Origin of the sequence: Pusillimonas sp. (genome assembly GCF_029263785.1) — a bacterium.
In the GTDB taxonomy this organism is placed as follows: domain Bacteria; phylum Pseudomonadota; class Gammaproteobacteria; order Burkholderiales; family Burkholderiaceae_B; genus Pusillimonas.
Genome location: NZ_JAJUFE010000014.1, coordinates 33,207 through 50,269 on the forward strand (window position 1 = coordinate 33,207; position 17,063 = coordinate 50,269).

17 protein-coding genes and 1 tRNA gene are annotated in these 17,063 nt (G+C 56.4%); 15 read left to right on the forward strand and 3 right to left on the reverse strand.

All coding sequences use genetic code 11. The features are described 5' to 3' along the window. Positions 1 to 19: 19 nt before the first annotated feature. From pmbA to erpA, 6 genes are all read left to right on the forward strand, one after another. Entirely contained in the window at positions 20 to 1,387 is a 1,368-nt protein-coding gene (pmbA, locus tag Q1J88_RS05935) for a metalloprotease PmbA (protein ID WP_301116655.1), read from the forward strand. Between the two features lie 388 nt (positions 1,388 to 1,775). Then, positions 1,776 to 2,204 carry a 50S ribosomal protein L13 gene (gene rplM, locus Q1J88_RS05940; RefSeq protein WP_301116656.1) on the forward strand — a complete coding sequence of 143 codons (429 nt, stop codon included), beginning with the start codon at positions 1,776 to 1,778 and terminating at the stop codon, positions 2,202 to 2,204. Positions 2,205 to 2,213: 9 nt separating this feature from the next. Then, positions 2,214 to 2,606 carry a 30S ribosomal protein S9 gene (gene rpsI, locus Q1J88_RS05945; RefSeq protein ID WP_301116657.1) on the forward strand — a complete coding sequence of 131 codons (393 nt, stop codon included), beginning with the start codon at positions 2,214 to 2,216 and terminating at the stop codon, positions 2,604 to 2,606. 212 nt (positions 2,607 to 2,818) lie between these two features. Next, the gene (argC, locus tag Q1J88_RS05950) at positions 2,819 to 3,877 is read left to right on the forward strand and encodes an N-acetyl-gamma-glutamyl-phosphate reductase (protein ID WP_301116658.1); all 1,059 of its coding nucleotides are present in this window, start codon (positions 2,819 to 2,821) and stop codon (positions 3,875 to 3,877) included. Positions 3,878 to 3,949: 72 nt separating this feature from the next. Next, positions 3,950 to 4,711, forward strand: coding sequence for a DUF6776 family protein (locus Q1J88_RS05955; protein WP_301116659.1), 762 nt, complete (start codon positions 3,950 to 3,952; stop codon positions 4,709 to 4,711). Positions 4,712 to 4,773: 62 nt separating this feature from the next. Continuing rightward, positions 4,774 to 5,142, forward strand: coding sequence for an iron-sulfur cluster insertion protein ErpA (gene erpA, locus Q1J88_RS05960; protein ID WP_301116660.1), 369 nt, complete (start codon positions 4,774 to 4,776; stop codon positions 5,140 to 5,142). A 72-nt stretch (positions 5,143 to 5,214) separates the two neighbouring features. On the opposite strand, the gene Q1J88_RS05965 is transcribed toward erpA, so the two are convergent. Together Q1J88_RS05965 and Q1J88_RS05970 are read right to left on the reverse strand one after the other, a co-directional pair. Next, positions 5,215 to 6,333 carry an anhydro-N-acetylmuramic acid kinase gene (locus tag Q1J88_RS05965; RefSeq protein WP_301116661.1) on the reverse strand — a complete coding sequence of 373 codons (1,119 nt, stop codon included), beginning with the start codon at positions 6,331 to 6,333 and terminating at the stop codon, positions 5,215 to 5,217. Between the two features lie 19 nt (positions 6,334 to 6,352). Then, positions 6,353 to 7,735, reverse strand: a complete 1,383-nt coding sequence (locus Q1J88_RS05970) for a M23 family metallopeptidase (protein ID WP_301116663.1) — start codon at positions 7,733 to 7,735, stop codon at positions 6,353 to 6,355. 159 nt (positions 7,736 to 7,894) lie between these two features. Here Q1J88_RS05970 and tyrS point away from each other — a divergent pair, with 159 nt between their 5' ends. From tyrS to Q1J88_RS06005, 7 genes are all read left to right on the forward strand, one after another. Next, positions 7,895 to 9,124 (forward strand): tyrosine--tRNA ligase, encoded by a 1,230-nt coding sequence (gene tyrS / locus Q1J88_RS05975; protein ID WP_301116664.1) that lies wholly within the window; start codon positions 7,895 to 7,897, stop codon positions 9,122 to 9,124. Positions 9,125 to 9,148: 24 nt separating this feature from the next. Then, positions 9,149 to 9,787, forward strand: a complete 639-nt coding sequence (locus tag Q1J88_RS05980) for a YbhB/YbcL family Raf kinase inhibitor-like protein (protein ID WP_301116665.1) — start codon at positions 9,149 to 9,151, stop codon at positions 9,785 to 9,787. A 191-nt stretch (positions 9,788 to 9,978) separates the two neighbouring features. Beyond that, complete coding sequence (glyA, locus tag Q1J88_RS05985; RefSeq protein ID WP_301116666.1) at positions 9,979 to 11,223, forward strand: serine hydroxymethyltransferase; 1,245 nt, start codon at positions 9,979 to 9,981, stop codon at positions 11,221 to 11,223. 38 nt (positions 11,224 to 11,261) lie between these two features. Beyond that, positions 11,262 to 11,738 carry a transcriptional regulator NrdR gene (gene nrdR, locus Q1J88_RS05990; RefSeq protein ID WP_301116667.1) on the forward strand — a complete coding sequence of 159 codons (477 nt, stop codon included), beginning with the start codon at positions 11,262 to 11,264 and terminating at the stop codon, positions 11,736 to 11,738. A gap of 11 nt (positions 11,739 to 11,749) precedes the next feature. Continuing rightward, the gene (gene ribD, locus Q1J88_RS05995) at positions 11,750 to 12,922 is read left to right on the forward strand and encodes a bifunctional diaminohydroxyphosphoribosylaminopyrimidine deaminase/5-amino-6-(5-phosphoribosylamino)uracil reductase RibD (RefSeq protein ID WP_301116668.1); all 1,173 of its coding nucleotides are present in this window, start codon (positions 11,750 to 11,752) and stop codon (positions 12,920 to 12,922) included. A gap of 30 nt (positions 12,923 to 12,952) precedes the next feature. Next, on the forward strand, positions 12,953 to 13,579 hold the full coding sequence (locus tag Q1J88_RS06000; protein WP_301116669.1) for a riboflavin synthase: 627 nt from the start codon (positions 12,953 to 12,955) through the stop codon (positions 13,577 to 13,579). A 93-nt stretch (positions 13,580 to 13,672) separates the two neighbouring features. Continuing rightward, positions 13,673 to 13,763 (forward strand) — tRNA-Ser (locus Q1J88_RS06005). 496 nt (positions 13,764 to 14,259) lie between these two features. Here the strand turns inward: Q1J88_RS06005 and Q1J88_RS06010 are convergent. Next, positions 14,260 to 15,396 (reverse strand): Fic/DOC family N-terminal domain-containing protein, encoded by a 1,137-nt coding sequence (locus Q1J88_RS06010; protein ID WP_301116670.1) that lies wholly within the window; start codon positions 15,394 to 15,396, stop codon positions 14,260 to 14,262. 897 nt (positions 15,397 to 16,293) lie between these two features. Here Q1J88_RS06010 and Q1J88_RS06015 point away from each other — a divergent pair. Together Q1J88_RS06015 and Q1J88_RS06020 are read left to right on the forward strand one after the other, a co-directional pair. Then, the gene (locus tag Q1J88_RS06015) at positions 16,294 to 16,569 is read left to right on the forward strand and encodes a hypothetical protein (protein ID WP_301116671.1); all 276 of its coding nucleotides are present in this window, start codon (positions 16,294 to 16,296) and stop codon (positions 16,567 to 16,569) included. A 14-nt stretch (positions 16,570 to 16,583) separates the two neighbouring features. Further along, a complete protein-coding gene (locus tag Q1J88_RS06020) occupies positions 16,584 to 16,727 on the forward strand; it encodes a hypothetical protein (protein ID WP_301116672.1) in 144 nt (47 codons plus the stop codon). The last annotated feature ends 336 nt before the right edge of the window (positions 16,728 to 17,063 follow it).

Genomic DNA, 17,063 nt, shown 5'->3' on the forward strand with positions numbered 1-17,063 from the left:
AACGTCTACTCGAGCTGCAATGAGCGATCAACCTAACTCCCGTCTTCCCATCGAACAAAACAGGCAACTCTTTCAGGAGCTGGTTCAGAAAGCCCTGGATTATGCCAAAAGCATAGGCGCATCCGATGCCGCCGCCGAGCTTTCCGAAAGCCAGGGGCTGTCGGTTGCCGTACGTAATCACGACATCGAAACGGTAGAGCAGACCCGCGACAGGTCGCTGGATGTCACCGTCTTTGCGGGCAATCAACGCGGCTCCGCCTCTACGTCCGATTTTTCCGATGAAGCCCTGAAGGAAACCGTGGATGCGGCCTGGCACATTGCGCGTTACACGGCAGCTGATCCCGCCGCCGGACTGCCCGATGCCGACATGCTTGCCACCGACATCATCGATCTTCAGCTTCATCATCCCTGGGATATCGATACCGAAACCGCTGCCGCGATTGCCTTGCAGGTTGAAGACGCCGCGCGTGAGGTAAGCCCGCTGGTTACCAACACCGATGGGGCGTCAGTGGGTACATTCGAAGGCCACTTCCTGTTAGGTAATACGCGTGGCTTTCTGGGCGGGTTTCCGTTTTCACGTCATACCATTTCAATCGCTCCCATTGCGGGGTCGGGCAACAACATGCAGCGCGACTATTGGTACAGTTCGCAGCGCGACCCGCGACGTCTGGCCGACCCGGCCGAGATTGGCCGCTATGCCGCACAACGCTCTCTGGCGCGTCTTTCTGCCCGACGCATCAAGACCGGGCGCTTCCCCGTTCTGTTCGAAGCGCCCCTGGCAGTCGGGCTGCTAGGTTCGCTGGTTCAGGCGGCAAGTGGCGGTGCCCTGTATCGAAAAGCCAGCTTCCTGCTCGACTCCCTGGGCAAGCCGGTCATGGCCGACCACCTGAATGTCACCGAGAACCCGTTCATTCCCGAAGCCATGGGAAGCTCGTCGTTTGACGATGAGGGCGTGCGTACCCAGGCCCGCAGTGTGGTGTCGGCCGGTGTGCTTCAGGGTTACTTCCTTTCGTCGTACACCGCACGCAAGCTGGGCATGAAGACCACGGGTAATGCGGGTGGTTCGCATAACCTGCGTCTTTCCTCGAGCCGGACACAACCTGCAGACGACCTGCCTGCCATGCTCAAGAAGATGGGCACCGGATTCTTGGTCACGGAGCTTATCGGTCAAGGGGTCAACTACGTAACCGGCGACTACTCTCGCGGGGCGTTTGGGTATTGGGTGCAAAACGGCGAAATTCAACATGCCGTGCAAGAGGTCACCATTGCCGGAAACCTGGCCGACATGTGGCGACAGATTGTCGCCGTTGGCGCTGACACCATCACCCGGGGTTCAAAGACAACCGGGTCGGTTCTGATAGAACAAATGTCTATTGCCGGCCAATAGCAACGGCGATGGACGCTAGCATTTTGAAATCAAAGCATAATCATGCTATTATGCTTGGCTTGCTTTAGCTACAAAACGCGTTACCCGCACGGGCGAGACACAACGCTTTGGCGGGGTTTACGGCTAAAACAAGTCAATTTAGGGGTTTTGTGCAAAGGTCCAGCGTGTAGTACACGTGTAAAGCACTAGGTACGGCACGAGGTTGCGCGGCGCGAGGTTAAGTACAAGCGTAATGCGCAAGTGTAAAACACGAGTGCCAAGCGCAGGTGTAAAGCGCAGGTGCAATACACAAATGTAATACGGGCTGCGAAATTTTTGTACAGAAGCTGGCATGCGCCGGGTGGTCCGGCCTTATTGCCGCACCCCATTTTAATCATTAGGAACCATCATGAAGACCTTTGTGGCCAAGCCGCATGAAGTCAAGCGTGACTGGTACGTGATTGACGCCAAGGGCAAAGTCCTGGGTCGTGTGGCCAGCGAAGTCGCACGCCGTTTGCGCGGAAAACACAAGCCGGAATTCACGCCTCACGTTGACACTGGCGATTACATCGTCGTCATCAACGCAGCGGATATCGTCGTAACCGGAAACAAGGCGCAAGACAAGCGCTACTACCGCCACTCGGGCTACCCCGGCGGTATCACCGAGACCAACTTCGAGAAAATGCAACAGCGTTTTCCCGGACGCGCGCTGCAAAAAGCGGTCAAGGGCATGCTGCCCAAGGGTCCGCTGGGTTACGCCATGGCCAAGAAGCTCAAGGTTTATGCCGGCGCCGAGCATCCGCACTCCGCTCAGCAGCCCCAACCTCTGGAAATCTAAGGATAGGTCATGATCGGTAATTGGAACTATGGCACCGGCCGCCGCAAAACTTCGGTTGCTCGTGTCTTCTTGAAAAAAGGTTCGGGCAACATCATCGTCAATGGCAAGCCTGTCGACGAGTATTTCGCCCGTGAAACCGGCCGCATGATCGTGCGTCAGCCTCTGGTGCTCACCGGCCATCTCGAGTCGTTCGACTTCCATGTCAATGTGCATGGCGGTGGCGAAAGCGGTCAGGCCGGCGCAGTGCGTCACGGCATTACCCGCGCTTTGATCGACTACGACGAAACGCTCAAGCCTTCGCTCAAGCAGGCGGGTCTGGTTACCCGCGATGCGCGTGAAGTCGAGCGTAAGAAAGTCGGTTTCCACAAGGCGCGTCGTCGCAAGCAGTTCAGCAAGCGCTAATTGCCTACGACAGGGCAAGACACTTCAAGGTATCTTGCTTGCGGTTACGCTTACAAAGGCCTCGGCTTCTGCCGGGGCCTTTGTGTTTTGGCTCGCTGTTGAATTGCCGGGTGACTGCAGCGAAGGCATGTGGCCGATTTATCCCGTTTTCCACAGCACCGGCGCGCTTGTAGCATAATTTAGGTTTAGGCAACGGTTTTTTTGGAACAGTCATGTCAGCAGGCAAACAGATCAAGGCAGGAATAGTGGGTGGCACGGGTTACACGGGCGTCGAGTTGTTGCGCCTGCTTGCTCAGCATCCCAATGTTCAGCTTCAGGCGATCACATCACGTAAAGAAGACGGCTTGCCCGTTGCCGATATGTATCCCAGCTTGCGAGGCAGGGTAGACCTCAAGTTTCAGACTCCCGATACAGCCAGGCTCGACGAATGCGACGTGGTGTTTTTTGCCACCCCGCATGGTGTTGCCATGAGTCAAGCCAAAGAGCTCACTGAAAAAGGGGTTCGGGTCATCGATCTTGCTGCCGACTTCCGCCTGCAAGACACTACTGTTTTCGAGAAGTGGTACAAGATGCCCCATTCCTGCCCGGATATTCTGGCCGAATCGGTTTATGGTCTGGTAGAACTTAATCGCCAGCAGATTGCCAATGCCAAGGTGGTTGGCAATCCGGGCTGCTACCCCACCACCGTCATTCTGGGCTTGCTTCCCTTGCTTGAAGGCGACCGCAAGCTGATAGATGTGGAACACATCATTGCCGACTCGAAGTCGGGTGTTTCCGGAGCCGGACGCACCGCGTCGGTGGGTACCTTGTACTCCGAGGCAGGCGACAACTTCAAGGCGTACGGAGTAGCCGGGCATCGTCATCACCCGGAAATATCCGAGCAACTCAACCGGATCGCGGGCCGGCGCGTGGGCCTTACCTTCGTCCCGCATCTGGTGCCGATGATACGGGGCATGTTCTCCACGCTTTACACCCGGATCCTGCCCGAAGCCATGAACACCGACTTCCAGGCGCTTTTTGAAGAGCGCTACGCCAACGAAGCCTTTGTCGATGTGATGCCCGCTGGCAGTCTGCCAGAAACGCGTTCGGTGCGTGCATCCAACCAGCTTCGTATTGCTGTTCATCGCCCAGACAATGGGGATCAACTGGTGGTGCTGGTGGTGCAAGATAACCTGGTCAAAGGGGCATCGGGTCAGGCCGTGCAAAACATGAATCTCATGTTCGGTTTGCCCGAAGATGCAGGTCTGGACGCCATTGCCGTATTGCCTTGAGCCTGCTGATGCAGGAATCAGGCGGCTGAGCCTGCGCTTGAACTTTGCGGCGTCGGCGTGGTCTGTTTGTAGATGAGCGAATCATCCTCCAGACCAGATACCACGCCCAGCCGCCACCATGGCGGCTGGCTTTGGTTTTGGCTGCCAGTGGCGCTTCTGCTGGGCGGAGCAGCTGGTTATTGGCTTGCAAGTACCCTCGGCGAAGAATCGGCCGCGCGCAAGTTGCAGCAGCTCAAGACCCAGTTCGACGTGGTCACGTCGCAGAACCGTTACGATTATCAGGTTTTGAAGTCCAAGCTTGATGCTCTGGAAGGGCAACTGCTGGTAGAACAAAGCACGCGTAAGAGTCTGGAGGCGACCTTGCAGGCCACCCAGGAAGAATTAGGTCGCGCGCGAGACCAGCTCGCGTTTTTTGATCGACTTTTGCCACCAGGGCCAAGTGGCGCGATCAGTATTCGTGCTCTTGATTTCCAGGCAATGGGCCCTACCTTGGCCTATAAGGTGCTGCTTATGCGCAATGCGCCCGGTCAGGAGCCATTTACGGGTCAGTTGCAATTTGTCGCCAAAGGAAAGCTGGGTGACGAGCCGGTTGAGCTGACCCTTCAGCCGGCTACCGCAGCAGCTCAAAGCGAAAGCGGTTCCCAAGAGGTGTCCAGTTCTGACGGCGAACCCTCGGATCAAGGACCGTTGGCGCTGCAGTTTGAACAGTTTCAGCGTAGTGAGGGGTTGCTGGCATTGCCCGAGAACTTCCAGCCGCTCACCGTTACACTTAATGTACTCGAGGGCAAGACAATGCGGGTTTCGCGCAGCGTCAGCTTGCCTCCCGGCGATTAGCCCTTACAATATAGTCATCAGACTCATCTTTATTGCACCTTATGGTTGCAGGAGTACCATCCATGTCCACGCTTACCGAATCCGTCGATCTGCAGGCTCCCCCGCCGGCGCTCGTATTTACCGATGCCGCCGCTTCCAAGGTCAAAGAGCTGCTTCTCGAAGAGGGCAACCCCGACCTCAAACTGCGTGTGTTTGTTCAAGGGGGTGGTTGTTCGGGTTTCCAGTATGGCTTCACCTTTGATGAAACCATCAACGAGGACGACACCACCATCGACAAAGAAGGTGTTCAGCTCTTGATCGATCCCATGAGCTTTCAGTACCTCTTTGGTGCCGAAATCGATTACAAAGACGATCTCGAAGGTGCGCAGTTTGTCATTCGCAACCCCAATGCCACATCTACCTGCGGCTGCGGGTCGTCGTTTACTGCCTGATTTCATTCAAGCTTCGTATTAACAAATTCGCCCCTTTTCAGGGGCGAATTTGTTTTGGCAATGCGCGGCAATTTACGCCGGGTAACAGGCTCCCAGTATTGTGGTGTGGCGCGCACCGGTCACGCTGGGCAGGCCTGCCGGTTTGCGCTCGATATGCGCCCAGGCCAGCCATGCGAAGGCAAACGCTTCAACGCTTTGTACCGGAATGTTGACATCACTGGTAGGGCGTACCGGCAAGCCAAGGCGTAGCTCCAGTTCCTTTACCAGGCCGCCATTCAGCGCGCCTCCGCCGCAGACCAAGACATCTTCAATGTTTGGTGCGTACCGGGTCAGAGCCTGTTGCACGCTTGCTGCAGTAAGGCTTTGCAAGGTTGCCTGAATATCCGCTGCGGTCAGGCCGGTGCCCTGGAAACGAGCCAATCGATTCATCAACCAGTGACGGTTGAAGAGATCACGGCCGGTAGATTTGGGAGGCGCAACCGCAAACCACGGTTCGTCATCAAGAAGGGCACTTAACAAGGCCGGGTCTGATCGGCCCGATGCTGCCCATGCACCGTCGGCATCAAACAGGGCGCCGGTTTGTTCATGGCACCAGAGGTCGAGCAGGACGTTAGCAGGCCCGGTATCGAAGCCGCGCGGCTCACGGTCTGGCTCCAGGATAGTGACATTCGCAATTCCTCCAAGATTAAGGATTGCGCGCGGATAGTGGGTGGAAAACACCGCCTGATGAAAGGCAGGTACCAGGGGCGCCCCTTGGCCACCTGCAGCGACATCGCGTGCGCGGAAGTCTGCGACAACATCGATTTCAGTAAGCTCTGCCAGCAGCGCCGGCGCATTGATCTGTATGGTGTAGCCGGTCTGTGGGTCATGGCGGACGGTCTGCCCATGTGCGCCAATTGCGCGAACTTCTGAGGCCGATATGCCCGACTTGGCCAACAGCAGCCGACACGCCTGTGCATATAAATGCGCCAATTCGTTGCCGGCGCGAGCGGCTCGTGCCAGCTCGTTGTCGCCGGCGCTATTGAGCGAAAGAAACTCCGTGCGCAGTGCAGGCGGCATCGGAAGTGAGGTTTGGGCGACCAGTTGTGGCGAAGCAGACTGGGGGAATGCGGCCAGCACCGCGTCTACGCCGTCGGTGCTGGTGCCGGACATGAGCCCGATATAAAGCGGGCTCGATGAAAACGAAGCCATTCAGGTGACGGGCCGCGGCCTACCGGCTGGCCAGTTGAACATGACCTTCTTGAAGTGCGGCCAGCATTGCGATCTGCTGCTTGTGCTCGGCGACCACAGCCTGGAATGCCTGGCGGTCTTTGCCTTCAAGACTGCGCGCGACGGGCAGGTCGACAGACAATGGATCGACGTGGCGATTACCGATACGGAACTCGTAGTGCAGATGAGGGCCTGTCGCCCAGCCCGTGGACCCCACGTAGCCGATCAGTTGCCCTTGCTCGACCTTGCTGCCTTTTTTGAGGCCCTTGGCAAAGCGGCTTTGATGAGCGTACAAGGTGGAATACTTGCCATGATGCTGCAGGATGATGGTCTTGCCATAGCCACGCTGGGTCCCGATAAAAGCCACGGTGCCGTCGGCGGTGGCATGAATGGGCGTTCCGGTGGGGGCGGCGTAGTCGACACCATTGTGATTGCGATAGGTGCCGTGAATGGGGTGCCTGCGTTTTCCGAATGTCGAGCTGACCCGCGAGAATTTCAGGGCTGAGCGCAGGAAGGCACCGCGCATACTTTGGCCTTCGAAGTCGTAGTAGCCGCCACTGCCGTCGCTGGGCTTGAACCACACCGCGTCGTGTGTCTTGTTGCCATTGACGAACTGCAAGGCAAGGATGCGGCCCGAGCCCACATCGCGACCTTGTGCATGATGCGCTTCATAAATAATGCGGAAGCGGTCGCCTTGACGCAGATCACGCATGAAGTCGATTTTGCTTCCCAGGATCTCGGCCATCTGCAAGGTAATGGCATCCGGGATGCCGGCAGCGTCGGTGGCGCCAAACAACGAAGATGTGATCTCGCCTTCGGCGACCCGCACATGGGTCTGCGCCTGTTCAGCCTCTTCAGAGGCCTGGAATCCGCCGTTGCCATCGGGGCGCACTTCGAGCCAGCGCGACATGGACGTGCCGTCTTGAGTTGCTGCGGGCGTATGGTAATAGCGCAGCCAGACGAGCTGGCCTTCTTCGTTCAATGCCGCCTGTACCACCCGGCCCGGATATAGCTTGTAGATCGACCGCGCCGATTTGTCGTGCGTCAGAAACGAGAGCAAGCCCTCTTCATCAACATCGAGCCGCTGGAGCAGGGCCGAAACAGTATCGCCTGGCCTGATGCGGGTTTCGTCTATGAATGGAGAGCTGTACTTGAGGGAGGCTTCTGGAAACGGTGCCGGCAGCGGAAGGGTGGTGCGGGTTTGAGTAAATGCGGGAGGGTCGATGTGGCTTGAGGGTTTGACAACAGCCAGTGCTGCAGCGGCGACAAACAGGCCAAGTGCGATGGTGGCGAGGCCCCCGCTGATGTAGTGGTGATGGGTAGAGCGGCGGGCAAGGTTTTTGCCGGCCATTGAGGGATTGGCAGAGTTCCCTTTAATGGACATAAAGCTAAGGCCTGGTCGTGGTATTGTGTTGCGCTGGGCGGTTAAGATATTGCCCCGTGTTGCGCTAAAGCTACGACGGGGCCTGCACTTAACGCGCTATGCTAGCGCATTCGCTTGATTTTTTCGAGTTTTTTTTGATTTTTTTTCATCCTGAATCATATGTCGTCCTCGCCCCTGCCCATTACACCCCAAGTTGAAGCCGACCTGCGTATTGTCACCAGGGGGTGTGACGAACTATTGGTCGAGTCGGAATTCGCCCAAAAGCTTGCACGCAGCCATCAGAGCGGCCAGCCATTGCGTATCAAACTGGGCCTTGATCCCACTGCACCCGATATTCACCTGGGGCATACGGTGGTGCTCAATAAAATGCGCCAGCTCCAGGATCTTGGGCATACCGTCATTTTCCTTATTGGAGACTTCACTTCAATGATCGGCGACCCCAGCGGCCGTAACGCCACGCGTCCGCCGCTGACGGCCGAGCAGATTCAGGAAAACGCCAAGACCTATTACGCGCAGGCCAGCCTGGTGCTGGATCCGGAGCGAACCGAAATCCGCTACAACTCAGAGTGGTGCGACAAGCTGGGCGCGCGGGGCATTATTCAACTGGCCTCGCGGTACACCGTGGCACGCATGATGGAACGCGAGGATTTCACTCGCCGTTTCAAGGGCGGCATTCCCATCTCGGTGCACGAGTTCTTGTACCCCCTTATGCAGGGCTACGATTCGGTGGCTCTTGAGTCCGACCTTGAACTGGGTGGCACCGATCAGAAATTCAACCTGCTGGTGGGTCGCGAACTGCAGAAAGAGTATGGGCAAGAGCCGCAGTGCATCTTGACGATGCCACTGCTCGAAGGTACCGATGGCGTCGACAAGATGTCCAAATCCAAGGGCAACTATATTGGTATCACCGAATCTCCCGATTCCATGTTCGGCAAACTCATGTCGATTTCCGATACCTTGATGTGGCGCTACTTCGAGCTGCTGTCGTTCCGATCGCTCGAAGAGATCGCCCAGCTCGAGCAGCAGGTTGCCGATGGCGCAAACCCTCGCAACATGAAGGTGATGCTGGCTCAGGAGATTGTCGAACGCTTTCATTCCAGACAGGCGGCCGAGCAGGCTCTGGCCACGTTCGAAGCGCGTTTCCGGGACGGTGCCATTCCCGATGACATGCCCGAGGTGCAAATAGGCACGGCACCGCTGGGCATACTCAAGGTTCTTCGCGAGTCCGGACTCGCAGCCTCGGGTGCCGAGGCGCAGCGCAACGTAGAGCAGGGCGGGGTGCGGGTTGACGGCACCCGCATCGAAGACAAGTCGCTGCAGCTTCCCGCCGGCACCTACGTCATTCAGGTAGGGAAACGCAAGTTTGCCCGCGTTACACTAAACGGATAGTTGTCAGTCAAGCAAGGAGTCCCCATGAAGCTCACAAGCACTTCATTCGTCGATCAACTGTTTATGTCAGAGCGGAATGCCTTTGGCAAGGTTGACGGACCGGCGCACGTGGCTTTGGCGGGCAACGCCAATCCCCACTTTGCCTGGTCTGACGTCCCGCCCGGCGTGCGGTCGTTTGCCCTCATCTGCCACGACCCCGACGTGCCGAGCAAGCCCGATGACGTTAATCAGGAAGGGCGTGAAGTGCCGGCTGATCTGCCGCGCGTTGATTTCTTCCATTGGGTGCTGGTCGATATTGCACCCGATGTTCGCGAGATCGCCGAAGGGGCTTATTCCAGCGGAATAACGCCTCGTGGAAAAGGCGGTCCACTGGCTCCGAACAATACTCGCCAGGGCATTAACGATTACACCGGCTGGTTTGCCAACGACCGTGATATGAACGGCGAGTATTTCGGTTACGACGGCCCGTGCCCGCCGTGGAACGATTCAATCGTTCATCGCTATATATTCACGCTATATGCCCTGGATATAGCCAGTGTGCCCGTCGACGGTGCGTTTACCGGCCAAGACGTACTGGCGGCCATCAAGGGGCATATCCTGGCTCAGTGCAGCATGACCGGCCTGTATACCCTTAACCCTCGCCTTCTGCCCAGCGCCGATTGATACTGCCCAGGCTCTAAATGAGCTTGGCTCATATTGCCTTGAGCCGGATTGGCGCCCGCGTTTAGGCGGGCGCCAAAAACCTCATTTCTTGCGCTCAAACGGCCTTATTGGATGGGTTCGTCTTGCATTCGCGCTAAAATGGCGTTCTTCTTCGGCAGCAGCCACCAAGCCATACCAATCTAGGAAGCCTCATGTTTGACCGCTCTCGCACTCTTGACCAAGTCGACCCCGATCTGTGGGCGGCGATCCAGAAGGAAAACGTCCGTCAAGAGCAACACATCGAATTGATTGCCTCTGAAAACTACACCAGCCCTGCGGTAATGCAGGCTCAGGGCACGCAACTAACCAACAAGTACGCCGAGGGCTACCCCGGCAAGCGGTATTACGGCGGTTGCGAACACGTCGATGTCGTCGAACAGCTGGCCATTGATCGCCTCAAGCAATTGTTTGGCGCCGAAGCTGCAAACGTGCAGCCCAATTCCGGTTCGCAGGCCAACCAGGGTGTGTATATGGCCGTGCTAAAGCCGGGTGATACGGTCTTGGGCATGAGCCTGGCCGAAGGTGGGCACCTTACGCACGGCTCGCCCGTCAACGCGTCCGGCAAGTTGTACAACTTTTTGTCGTATGGTCTTGATGCCAACGAAGAAATCGATTACGACGCGCTCGAAGCCCTGACCAAGCAGCACAAGCCCAAGCTGTTGGTAGGTGGGGCGTCCGCGTATTCGCTGCGCATAGATTTTGAGCGCATGGCGCGCATCGCTCACGACAACGGCGCGCTTTTCATGGTGGATATCGCCCATTATGCCGGGCTGGTTGCCGGCGGTGTGTATCCCAACCCTGTTCCTCACGCCGACTTCGTCACCAGTACTACCCACAAATCGCTGCGTGGGCCGCGCGGCGGCGTCATCATGATGAAGGCTGAGCACGAAAAGATCATCAATTCGGCGATCTTCCCTGGAATCCAGGGCGGCCCCCTGATGCATGTCATTGCTGCCAAGGCCGTAGCGTTCAAAGAAGCACTTCAGCCAGAATTCAAAACCTATGCAGCACAGGTAGTGAAGAACGCCGACGTGCTGGCGCGCACTTTGGTCGAGCGCGGGCTGCGGATCGTATCGGGTCGGACCGAAAGTCACGTGATGCTGGTCGACCTGCGTCCCAAGGGAATCACCGGCAAGGCTGCCGAAGAAGCACTGGGCCGGGCTCATATCACGGTCAACAAAAACGCCATCCCGAACGATCCCGAGAAGCCGTTCGTCACCAGCGGTATCCGTCTGGGTACCCCTGCCATGACCACACGCGGTTTCAAGGAAGGCGAAGCCGAGCTTACTGCTCACCTGATCGCCGACGTCCTCGATAATCCAGATAGTGAAACCGCCATCGCAGACGTGCGAGCCCGTGTCAACGAGCTCACATCACGTCTGCCGGTATACGGCTAACACCCCAACGCCCGGGCCGTGCCCGGGCACAGGCTGCCATGAAATGTCCTTTCTGTAGCAGTTTCGACACCCAGGTTATCGACTCGCGGGTTTCCGAAGAGGGCGACACCATTCGCCGGCGTCGGCGCTGTACGGCCTGCGACCGGCGTTTTACCACCTACGAGCGCGTCGAGTTGATGATGCCCGCCGTGGTAAAAAGAAATGGCACACGCGTCGAGTACGATCCGGCGAAACTGCGCGGCAGCCTCAATCTGGCCTTGCGAAAGCGACCCGTCGGCACCGAAGAGGTCGATGCCGCAGTGGCCCGAATAGAAGAACGTCTGCTTACCAGCGGCAAGCGCGAGATCAGTTCCGGCAACCTGGGGGAATTGGTCATGGACGAACTCAAGCGCCTCGACCATGTGGCTTATGTGCGCTTTGCATCGGTATACAAAAGCTTTGAGAACATCGGTGAATTCATCCGCGCAATCGACGAGATCAAGGTGCCGTCCAAACGCGTCAAGAGCGATGCCTGACGCCAACTCCCATGAATGACTCTTCGCATGTGCCTGCGGACGGCGCTTTCGATTCGGACGTCGACTGGATGCGACAGGCCATAGAGCTGAGTCGCGAATCTCTGTACCTTACAACGCCCAACCCGCGCGTCGCCTGCCTTATCGTTCGCGATGGCAAGTTGCTGGCCTCGGGTGTAACGCAAGAAGCAGGGGGTGCACACGCCGAAGTCATGGCCCTGAAACAGGCTGCTGAACGAGGCTTTTCAGTTCAAGGTACCACCCTGTATGTAACTCTTGAGCCTTGCAGCCATTACGGACGCACGCCACCTTGCGTGGACGCCCTCATCGAAGCGCGACCCCGCCGCGTCGTCATCGCGATGGCCGACCCGAATCCCCTGGTCTCCGGTCGCGGCATCGCCAAGTTGAGGGCGGCGGGTATTGAGGTAAGCGGGCCCATCTGTGTTGACGAGGCACTTGAAATCAACCCGGGTTTCGTCGCCCGCATGACTCGCGGCACGCCCTGGGTCTGGCTAAAGACTGCAGCTTCTCTGGATGGGCGAACGGCCTTGAGCAATGGCGAATCGCAATGGATTACCGGACCGGCCGCGCGCGCGGACGGTCATCACTGGCGCGCACGCAGCTGCGTGGTTCTGACCGGAGCCGGTACCGTTCTGGCGGATGACCCTCTTTTGAACGTTCGCGAAGTGTCGACGCCGCGTCAACCGGTTCGCGCTGTCATTGATACGGGCTTGCAGATTCCCGAGAAAGCCCGCCTGTTTGATGGCTCGCCTGTCTGGGTTTTTACTGCCAGCGAAGACCCCGTCAAGGCGCAGCGATTGGCTGATCGCAACGTGCAGGTAATCAAGATGCCGCTGGACAACGATCGGGTGCATCTGCCGTCCGTCATGAGATGGCTGGGCGAGCACGATATCAACGAGGTGCATGTCGAAGCGGGGTCTGTGCTTAGCGGTGCGCTATTGCAGGCGGGCTGCGTCGACCAGTTGCTGGCGTATGTGGCGCCCACCCTGTTGGGAGCGGGGCGGCCCATCGCCGAGCTGCCGGTCCTGAAGAGTCTGGAGCAGGGGCTTCGGTTCGAGTTTCACGACGCGGTAGGTGTAGGCGCCGATATTCGTTTGCTGGCACGACGCCATCAAGCCTGGCGTGAGCTGCTGGCTGCCGTTTCCGCGCCGTCTGTCTTTGAATAGATATCAATTGGTTTAGAAAGGAATGGCTCCATGTTCACAGGAATAGTCGCCGCAATCGGCACGATTACCGACGTCAAGCCACTGGCCGACGGCGGGCAGGACGCCGGCGTGAGGCTTACCATCCGCGCTCCTGGTTTTCTGCGTCCGACCACCAAGCTGGGTGACTCCATCGCCATCCAGGGCGCCTGCATGACGGTTGTTGAGTTGTCTGACGACCAATTCAGTGTGGACGTCTCCCGCGAGAGCCTGAGCCTGACCGCCGGCCTTGACGCTCCAGGTGAGGTCAACCTGGAACATGCGCTGCGCATGGGTGACTCCCTTGACGGCCATCTGGTGTCCGGCCATATCGATGGCCTGGGCACAGTGGCATCGTTCGAGCCGATCGGAGAGTCGTGGGATCTGCGCATCGACGTCCCTGCCCACCTGGCCAAGTATCTGGCGTACAAAGGGTCGATCACAGTCAATGGCGTGAGCCTGACAGTGAACCAGGTGGAAGATCACGATCAAGGCTGCCGCATCCGCATCAACCTGATCCCGCATACCGTGCAGGTTACGACGCTCAAACATCTGCGGGCCGGTGCCTCGGTGAATCTGGAGGTCGATACGATTGCCCGCTATGTCGAGAGGATGGTCTCGCTGGCGGGCAAGGCCCAATAAGGCAGGGCTGGCCTATTTCTGTTAGAATGGCGGACTTCGCTTTGGCAATTTCAGGCCAATGCGTGATTGCAACCTTGAGTTTGTGATCGATCAGGACAGGTGGCCGAGTGGTTGAAGGCGCACGCCTGGAAAGCGTGTATACGTGAATAGCGTATCGGGGGTTCGAATCCCCCTCTGTCCGCCAAGAATTCATCTACAGCAGTACACAGAAGTCTGCGAAGCCCGCACAGTTAAACGCTCTGCGGGTTTTTTGTTGTCTACGATAGTCCATAACAGGCTATAGCCATATACCCCCCTCTAGGGGTACATTTGGGGGTATGTCTTGTACCCCCTGAAAAAGTACCCCCACTATGGCCCTGACCAACATCCAAGGCAAGTAGGCTGTACCCAAGGAAAAGCCCTATAAACTGGCGGCCTGCACTGACCCCATGGACGTCCGCAAAGAGCAAAGCCAAGACAGCGCCCTGACGGCATTAATGGCGATTGCGGGAAATGGGCAGCGGATGTAGCTGTTAGTGAAAGCTAGTGCACAGAACCTGAGAAAGCTTGAAATCGCGTAGGCGAGCCGGCGTACTCGGCTGTTATCAAATATCATGGTCGCGGGTGATTCAGCTTTGCCTCTGTACGTTTTGGGGCAGGGGTTATCGCTTAATAGACTGTACGGTTTGGGGTGGGGGTATCTATACACGAACCAGTTTCAGCAGGGGTTCAAATGCATACAGGGCTGGTCGGCGACCAGCTGGCTCCTCCATTACTCTGAGAAGCCCTTTCTCTACCAATACTCGAGTAAATCGTGAAGCAGTAGCAGAAGGTATACCACTTGTTCGAGTGAATCGACTGTTTCGGAATACCGGGTTTGTGAAAACGAAATCCAAGGCGTTGACGCTCCACTTCGAGGCAAGAGATTCGCTGAACTCTTGTTTCATGGTTTCGTAGAGGTTCCGTATATTCTCGGATATCTCGAGGTTTCTGTAGGCCTGCTTCTCAACGGCCTCAAGGAAGAACGCGCACCAGCCGGTCCAGTCCCCACTCTTTGATACATCCCGCATTCGATCTATGTACTCATCCTTATGTTCTTCCATGAAGCCGCTAATATAGAAATGAGGAGCAGAGATTACGCCAGAGCGCCACAAAAGCAAAGTGATAATCATGCGTCCTATACGGCCATTCCCGTCCTTGAAAGGGTGGAGGGCTTCAAACTCGACATGCGATAAAGCCGCCTTTATAAGCGGCACATCCTTGCTGTTCTCAATATAGTTGAACAGTAAATCCATACCGTCTTGCAGCCGGTCGGGACTGATCGGAACAAACAGAATGTTTTTTTTCTGTCGATCAGCAAGGTAGTTTTGCTCTGTCTTGAATTGACCCGGAGATTTGGCTGCGCCCCGGCCCCACGACAATAGTGTTTGATGGGCGGTTCTGATCAACTGTTGACTAAGGGGCTGCCCCGACTCAATTGCTTGCTGGGAGCCTTTCAGAGCGCGTTGGTATAGAAATGTTTCGATAATTTCTGACCTAGCACTAGGCGCCTTTATCCCTTCTGATTCGAAATCAGCTTCATATTTCAGGATTTCATCCATCGTACTTACCGTACCTTCCATCCTAGAAGAGATCACCGCTTCTTGGTTTCTGAGTGGAGCTAACAGAATCTCGCTATTGTGCATGTTCTTTAGCATTTGATCGTAGCGAGCTAGGGCATCCGTGGCGCTTACTAGCTGAACGACCAAGGATGAGTAGTCAATGCTCTTCGGAGGGAACTGATCGTAGTGATAGTCCACAGCGTTGTCGATATTAAGTCCAGAGCCCGGAGCCTGCATGTCTTTCCCGCTAAATTTGTAATGAAAAAGGTCGTCAATTTTAGTGTCAAACTAGTTTGTTTTCAATAATTCTATTAATTTGATTCACAAATAGGCTTGCGTATCACGTATTCACTGCAACGCTTGTTGTCTTTCAAATTCACCTTAAACTTAATGACAAGACCTTTTGCTGTTAACGCAATGAAGGCAAAAAACGTTTCTTATCAAAACGGGCCGATTGTGAGCAACTAATCGTTTGTGAGCTCACTGCGTTCACCAGTGGGACTGTCGCTATGTGTAATGTGGGTTGGGCTTATCGATGTAGCATCTCAATCCAAACGCCCCCAGCGCTATAGGTCTGGGGGTACATTTGGGGGTACAAGCGATTTAGTATTTTCGTAGATCGTTTGCTAGTGAGGCTTTTAAGCAACAGTATGAACGACCCTCTGCCGCCACATTCTTAAAAAGCCCTTGATTTTCAAGGGCTTTTTCCTTTGTTTGGCTGGTGCTCGCGACGTTTCCCCCGCGCTTCCGTTATTGCAGTTGTCGTCGGCACTGTAAAAATGACCCCCAGGGGGTCAAAATTCAATTGCCGTTGACACAGTGTGCGTTGCATTCTTGCGTCCGTGGGGATTCATTTTTTCAGCCCGGCGGCGCAAGCGGCGCCAGCACAGCAAGGCGTTCAAAACACAGATGATTCACGCCTGCATTTAGTCCGGTCGCGCCCGCCCAGAGTACCAGGATGGTTACACCTTCCGACACCCCGGCGACTGTTTCAGTGCGACACGGCTGAGGTCTTGGTGTGCGACGGCTTCATCTGGTTGGCCGTGCGCCGCCTGCATCAAGGCAGCGCATACTGACCCTATGTGTGGAGGCCGAGTAATGATCTGAATCCTCGCAACTGTAGCGCTGCTGGCGATGGCAGCAAGCGCCCACGCTGACGGAACCCGTTACGTGGGCGGTGGACGTTACTTATGCACGGGCAGTAGTGCTAAGTGTGCCATTGTGAAGCAGAACAATCGAATCCTGTCGAGGATGGAACGTGAAGCCCGCAAGCCTGCGCCATACCTCGCACCCGACCCGACGTTTCGCGTCAGAGGTAGCGGGGGTGCCTACGTAGCGCCCAAAGAGGTCAAAGAGCCCGCGCCGATAGTGCTGGAGCCAAAATACAACCTTCGCCCCGAAGACTTTTGACAGGAGGGTATTGCATGACGTGGTTTTTATTGATTGTCTTCGGTGTTATTTTGGGCATCACGGGTGATGGCTGGTGGTTTGCCATACTCATGTGTGTAGGCGCATTCGTCGATGTCGCTTGGGCGCGCCCATCGTTTGAAGAGGACAGAGGGCGCTAACGCACGGTGGCACTATAAGGGTAGGAAAGGGGCGCGTGAGAATCGCGCCTCTTTTATTGCTCCAGAATGATAGTAAGTGCTGATTCGATTGGCGCCATGAACACATACATATTCAACATTCGCAAAAATGAGTCTCGAATCGACTCTTTATATCGCCCAAGGTTTTAGGATTTTGATGGGTGGTTGGGGCGGTACCACGATGCAGTGTCCAGATTTTCCTGGCTTCGCGAGGAGAACGAAAATCTTTCACGCGTTCAAGGCCGAGTTTTTCTACCTGAACCGGTTCGACAGTCTTGATAATTTATAAGCAGGCCTGACGTGCTACATCAGCTACTA

Excerpts from the sequence above, each read along its gene's own strand:
- pmbA (WP_301116655.1), top strand. The coding sequence starts at position 20 with ATGAGCGATCAACCTAACTCCCGTCTTCCCATCGAACAAAACAGGCAA.
- rplM (WP_301116656.1), top strand. The coding sequence starts at position 1,776 with ATGAAGACCTTTGTGGCCAAGCCGCATGAAGTCAAGCGTGACTGGTAC.
- rpsI (WP_301116657.1), top strand. The coding sequence starts at position 2,214 with ATGATCGGTAATTGGAACTATGGCACCGGCCGCCGCAAAACTTCGGTT.
- argC (WP_301116658.1), top strand. The coding sequence starts at position 2,819 with ATGTCAGCAGGCAAACAGATCAAGGCAGGAATAGTGGGTGGCACGGGT.
- Q1J88_RS05955 (WP_301116659.1), top strand. The coding sequence starts at position 3,950 with ATGAGCGAATCATCCTCCAGACCAGATACCACGCCCAGCCGCCACCAT.
- erpA (WP_301116660.1), top strand. The coding sequence starts at position 4,774 with ATGTCCACGCTTACCGAATCCGTCGATCTGCAGGCTCCCCCGCCGGCG.
- Q1J88_RS05965 (WP_301116661.1), bottom strand. The coding sequence starts at position 6,333 with ATGGCTTCGTTTTCATCGAGCCCGCTTTATATCGGGCTCATGTCCGGC.
- Q1J88_RS05970 (WP_301116663.1), bottom strand. The coding sequence starts at position 7,735 with ATGTCCATTAAAGGGAACTCTGCCAATCCCTCAATGGCCGGCAAAAAC.
- tyrS (WP_301116664.1), top strand. The coding sequence starts at position 7,895 with ATGTCGTCCTCGCCCCTGCCCATTACACCCCAAGTTGAAGCCGACCTG.
- Q1J88_RS05980 (WP_301116665.1), top strand. The coding sequence starts at position 9,149 with ATGAAGCTCACAAGCACTTCATTCGTCGATCAACTGTTTATGTCAGAG.
- glyA (WP_301116666.1), top strand. The coding sequence starts at position 9,979 with ATGTTTGACCGCTCTCGCACTCTTGACCAAGTCGACCCCGATCTGTGG.
- nrdR (WP_301116667.1), top strand. The coding sequence starts at position 11,262 with ATGAAATGTCCTTTCTGTAGCAGTTTCGACACCCAGGTTATCGACTCG.
- ribD (WP_301116668.1), top strand. The coding sequence starts at position 11,750 with ATGAATGACTCTTCGCATGTGCCTGCGGACGGCGCTTTCGATTCGGAC.
- Q1J88_RS06000 (WP_301116669.1), top strand. The coding sequence starts at position 12,953 with ATGTTCACAGGAATAGTCGCCGCAATCGGCACGATTACCGACGTCAAG.
- Q1J88_RS06010 (WP_301116670.1), bottom strand. The coding sequence starts at position 15,396 with ATGCAGGCTCCGGGCTCTGGACTTAATATCGACAACGCTGTGGACTAT.
- Q1J88_RS06015 (WP_301116671.1), top strand. The coding sequence starts at position 16,294 with ATGGCAGCAAGCGCCCACGCTGACGGAACCCGTTACGTGGGCGGTGGA.
- Q1J88_RS06020 (WP_301116672.1), top strand. The coding sequence starts at position 16,584 with ATGACGTGGTTTTTATTGATTGTCTTCGGTGTTATTTTGGGCATCACG.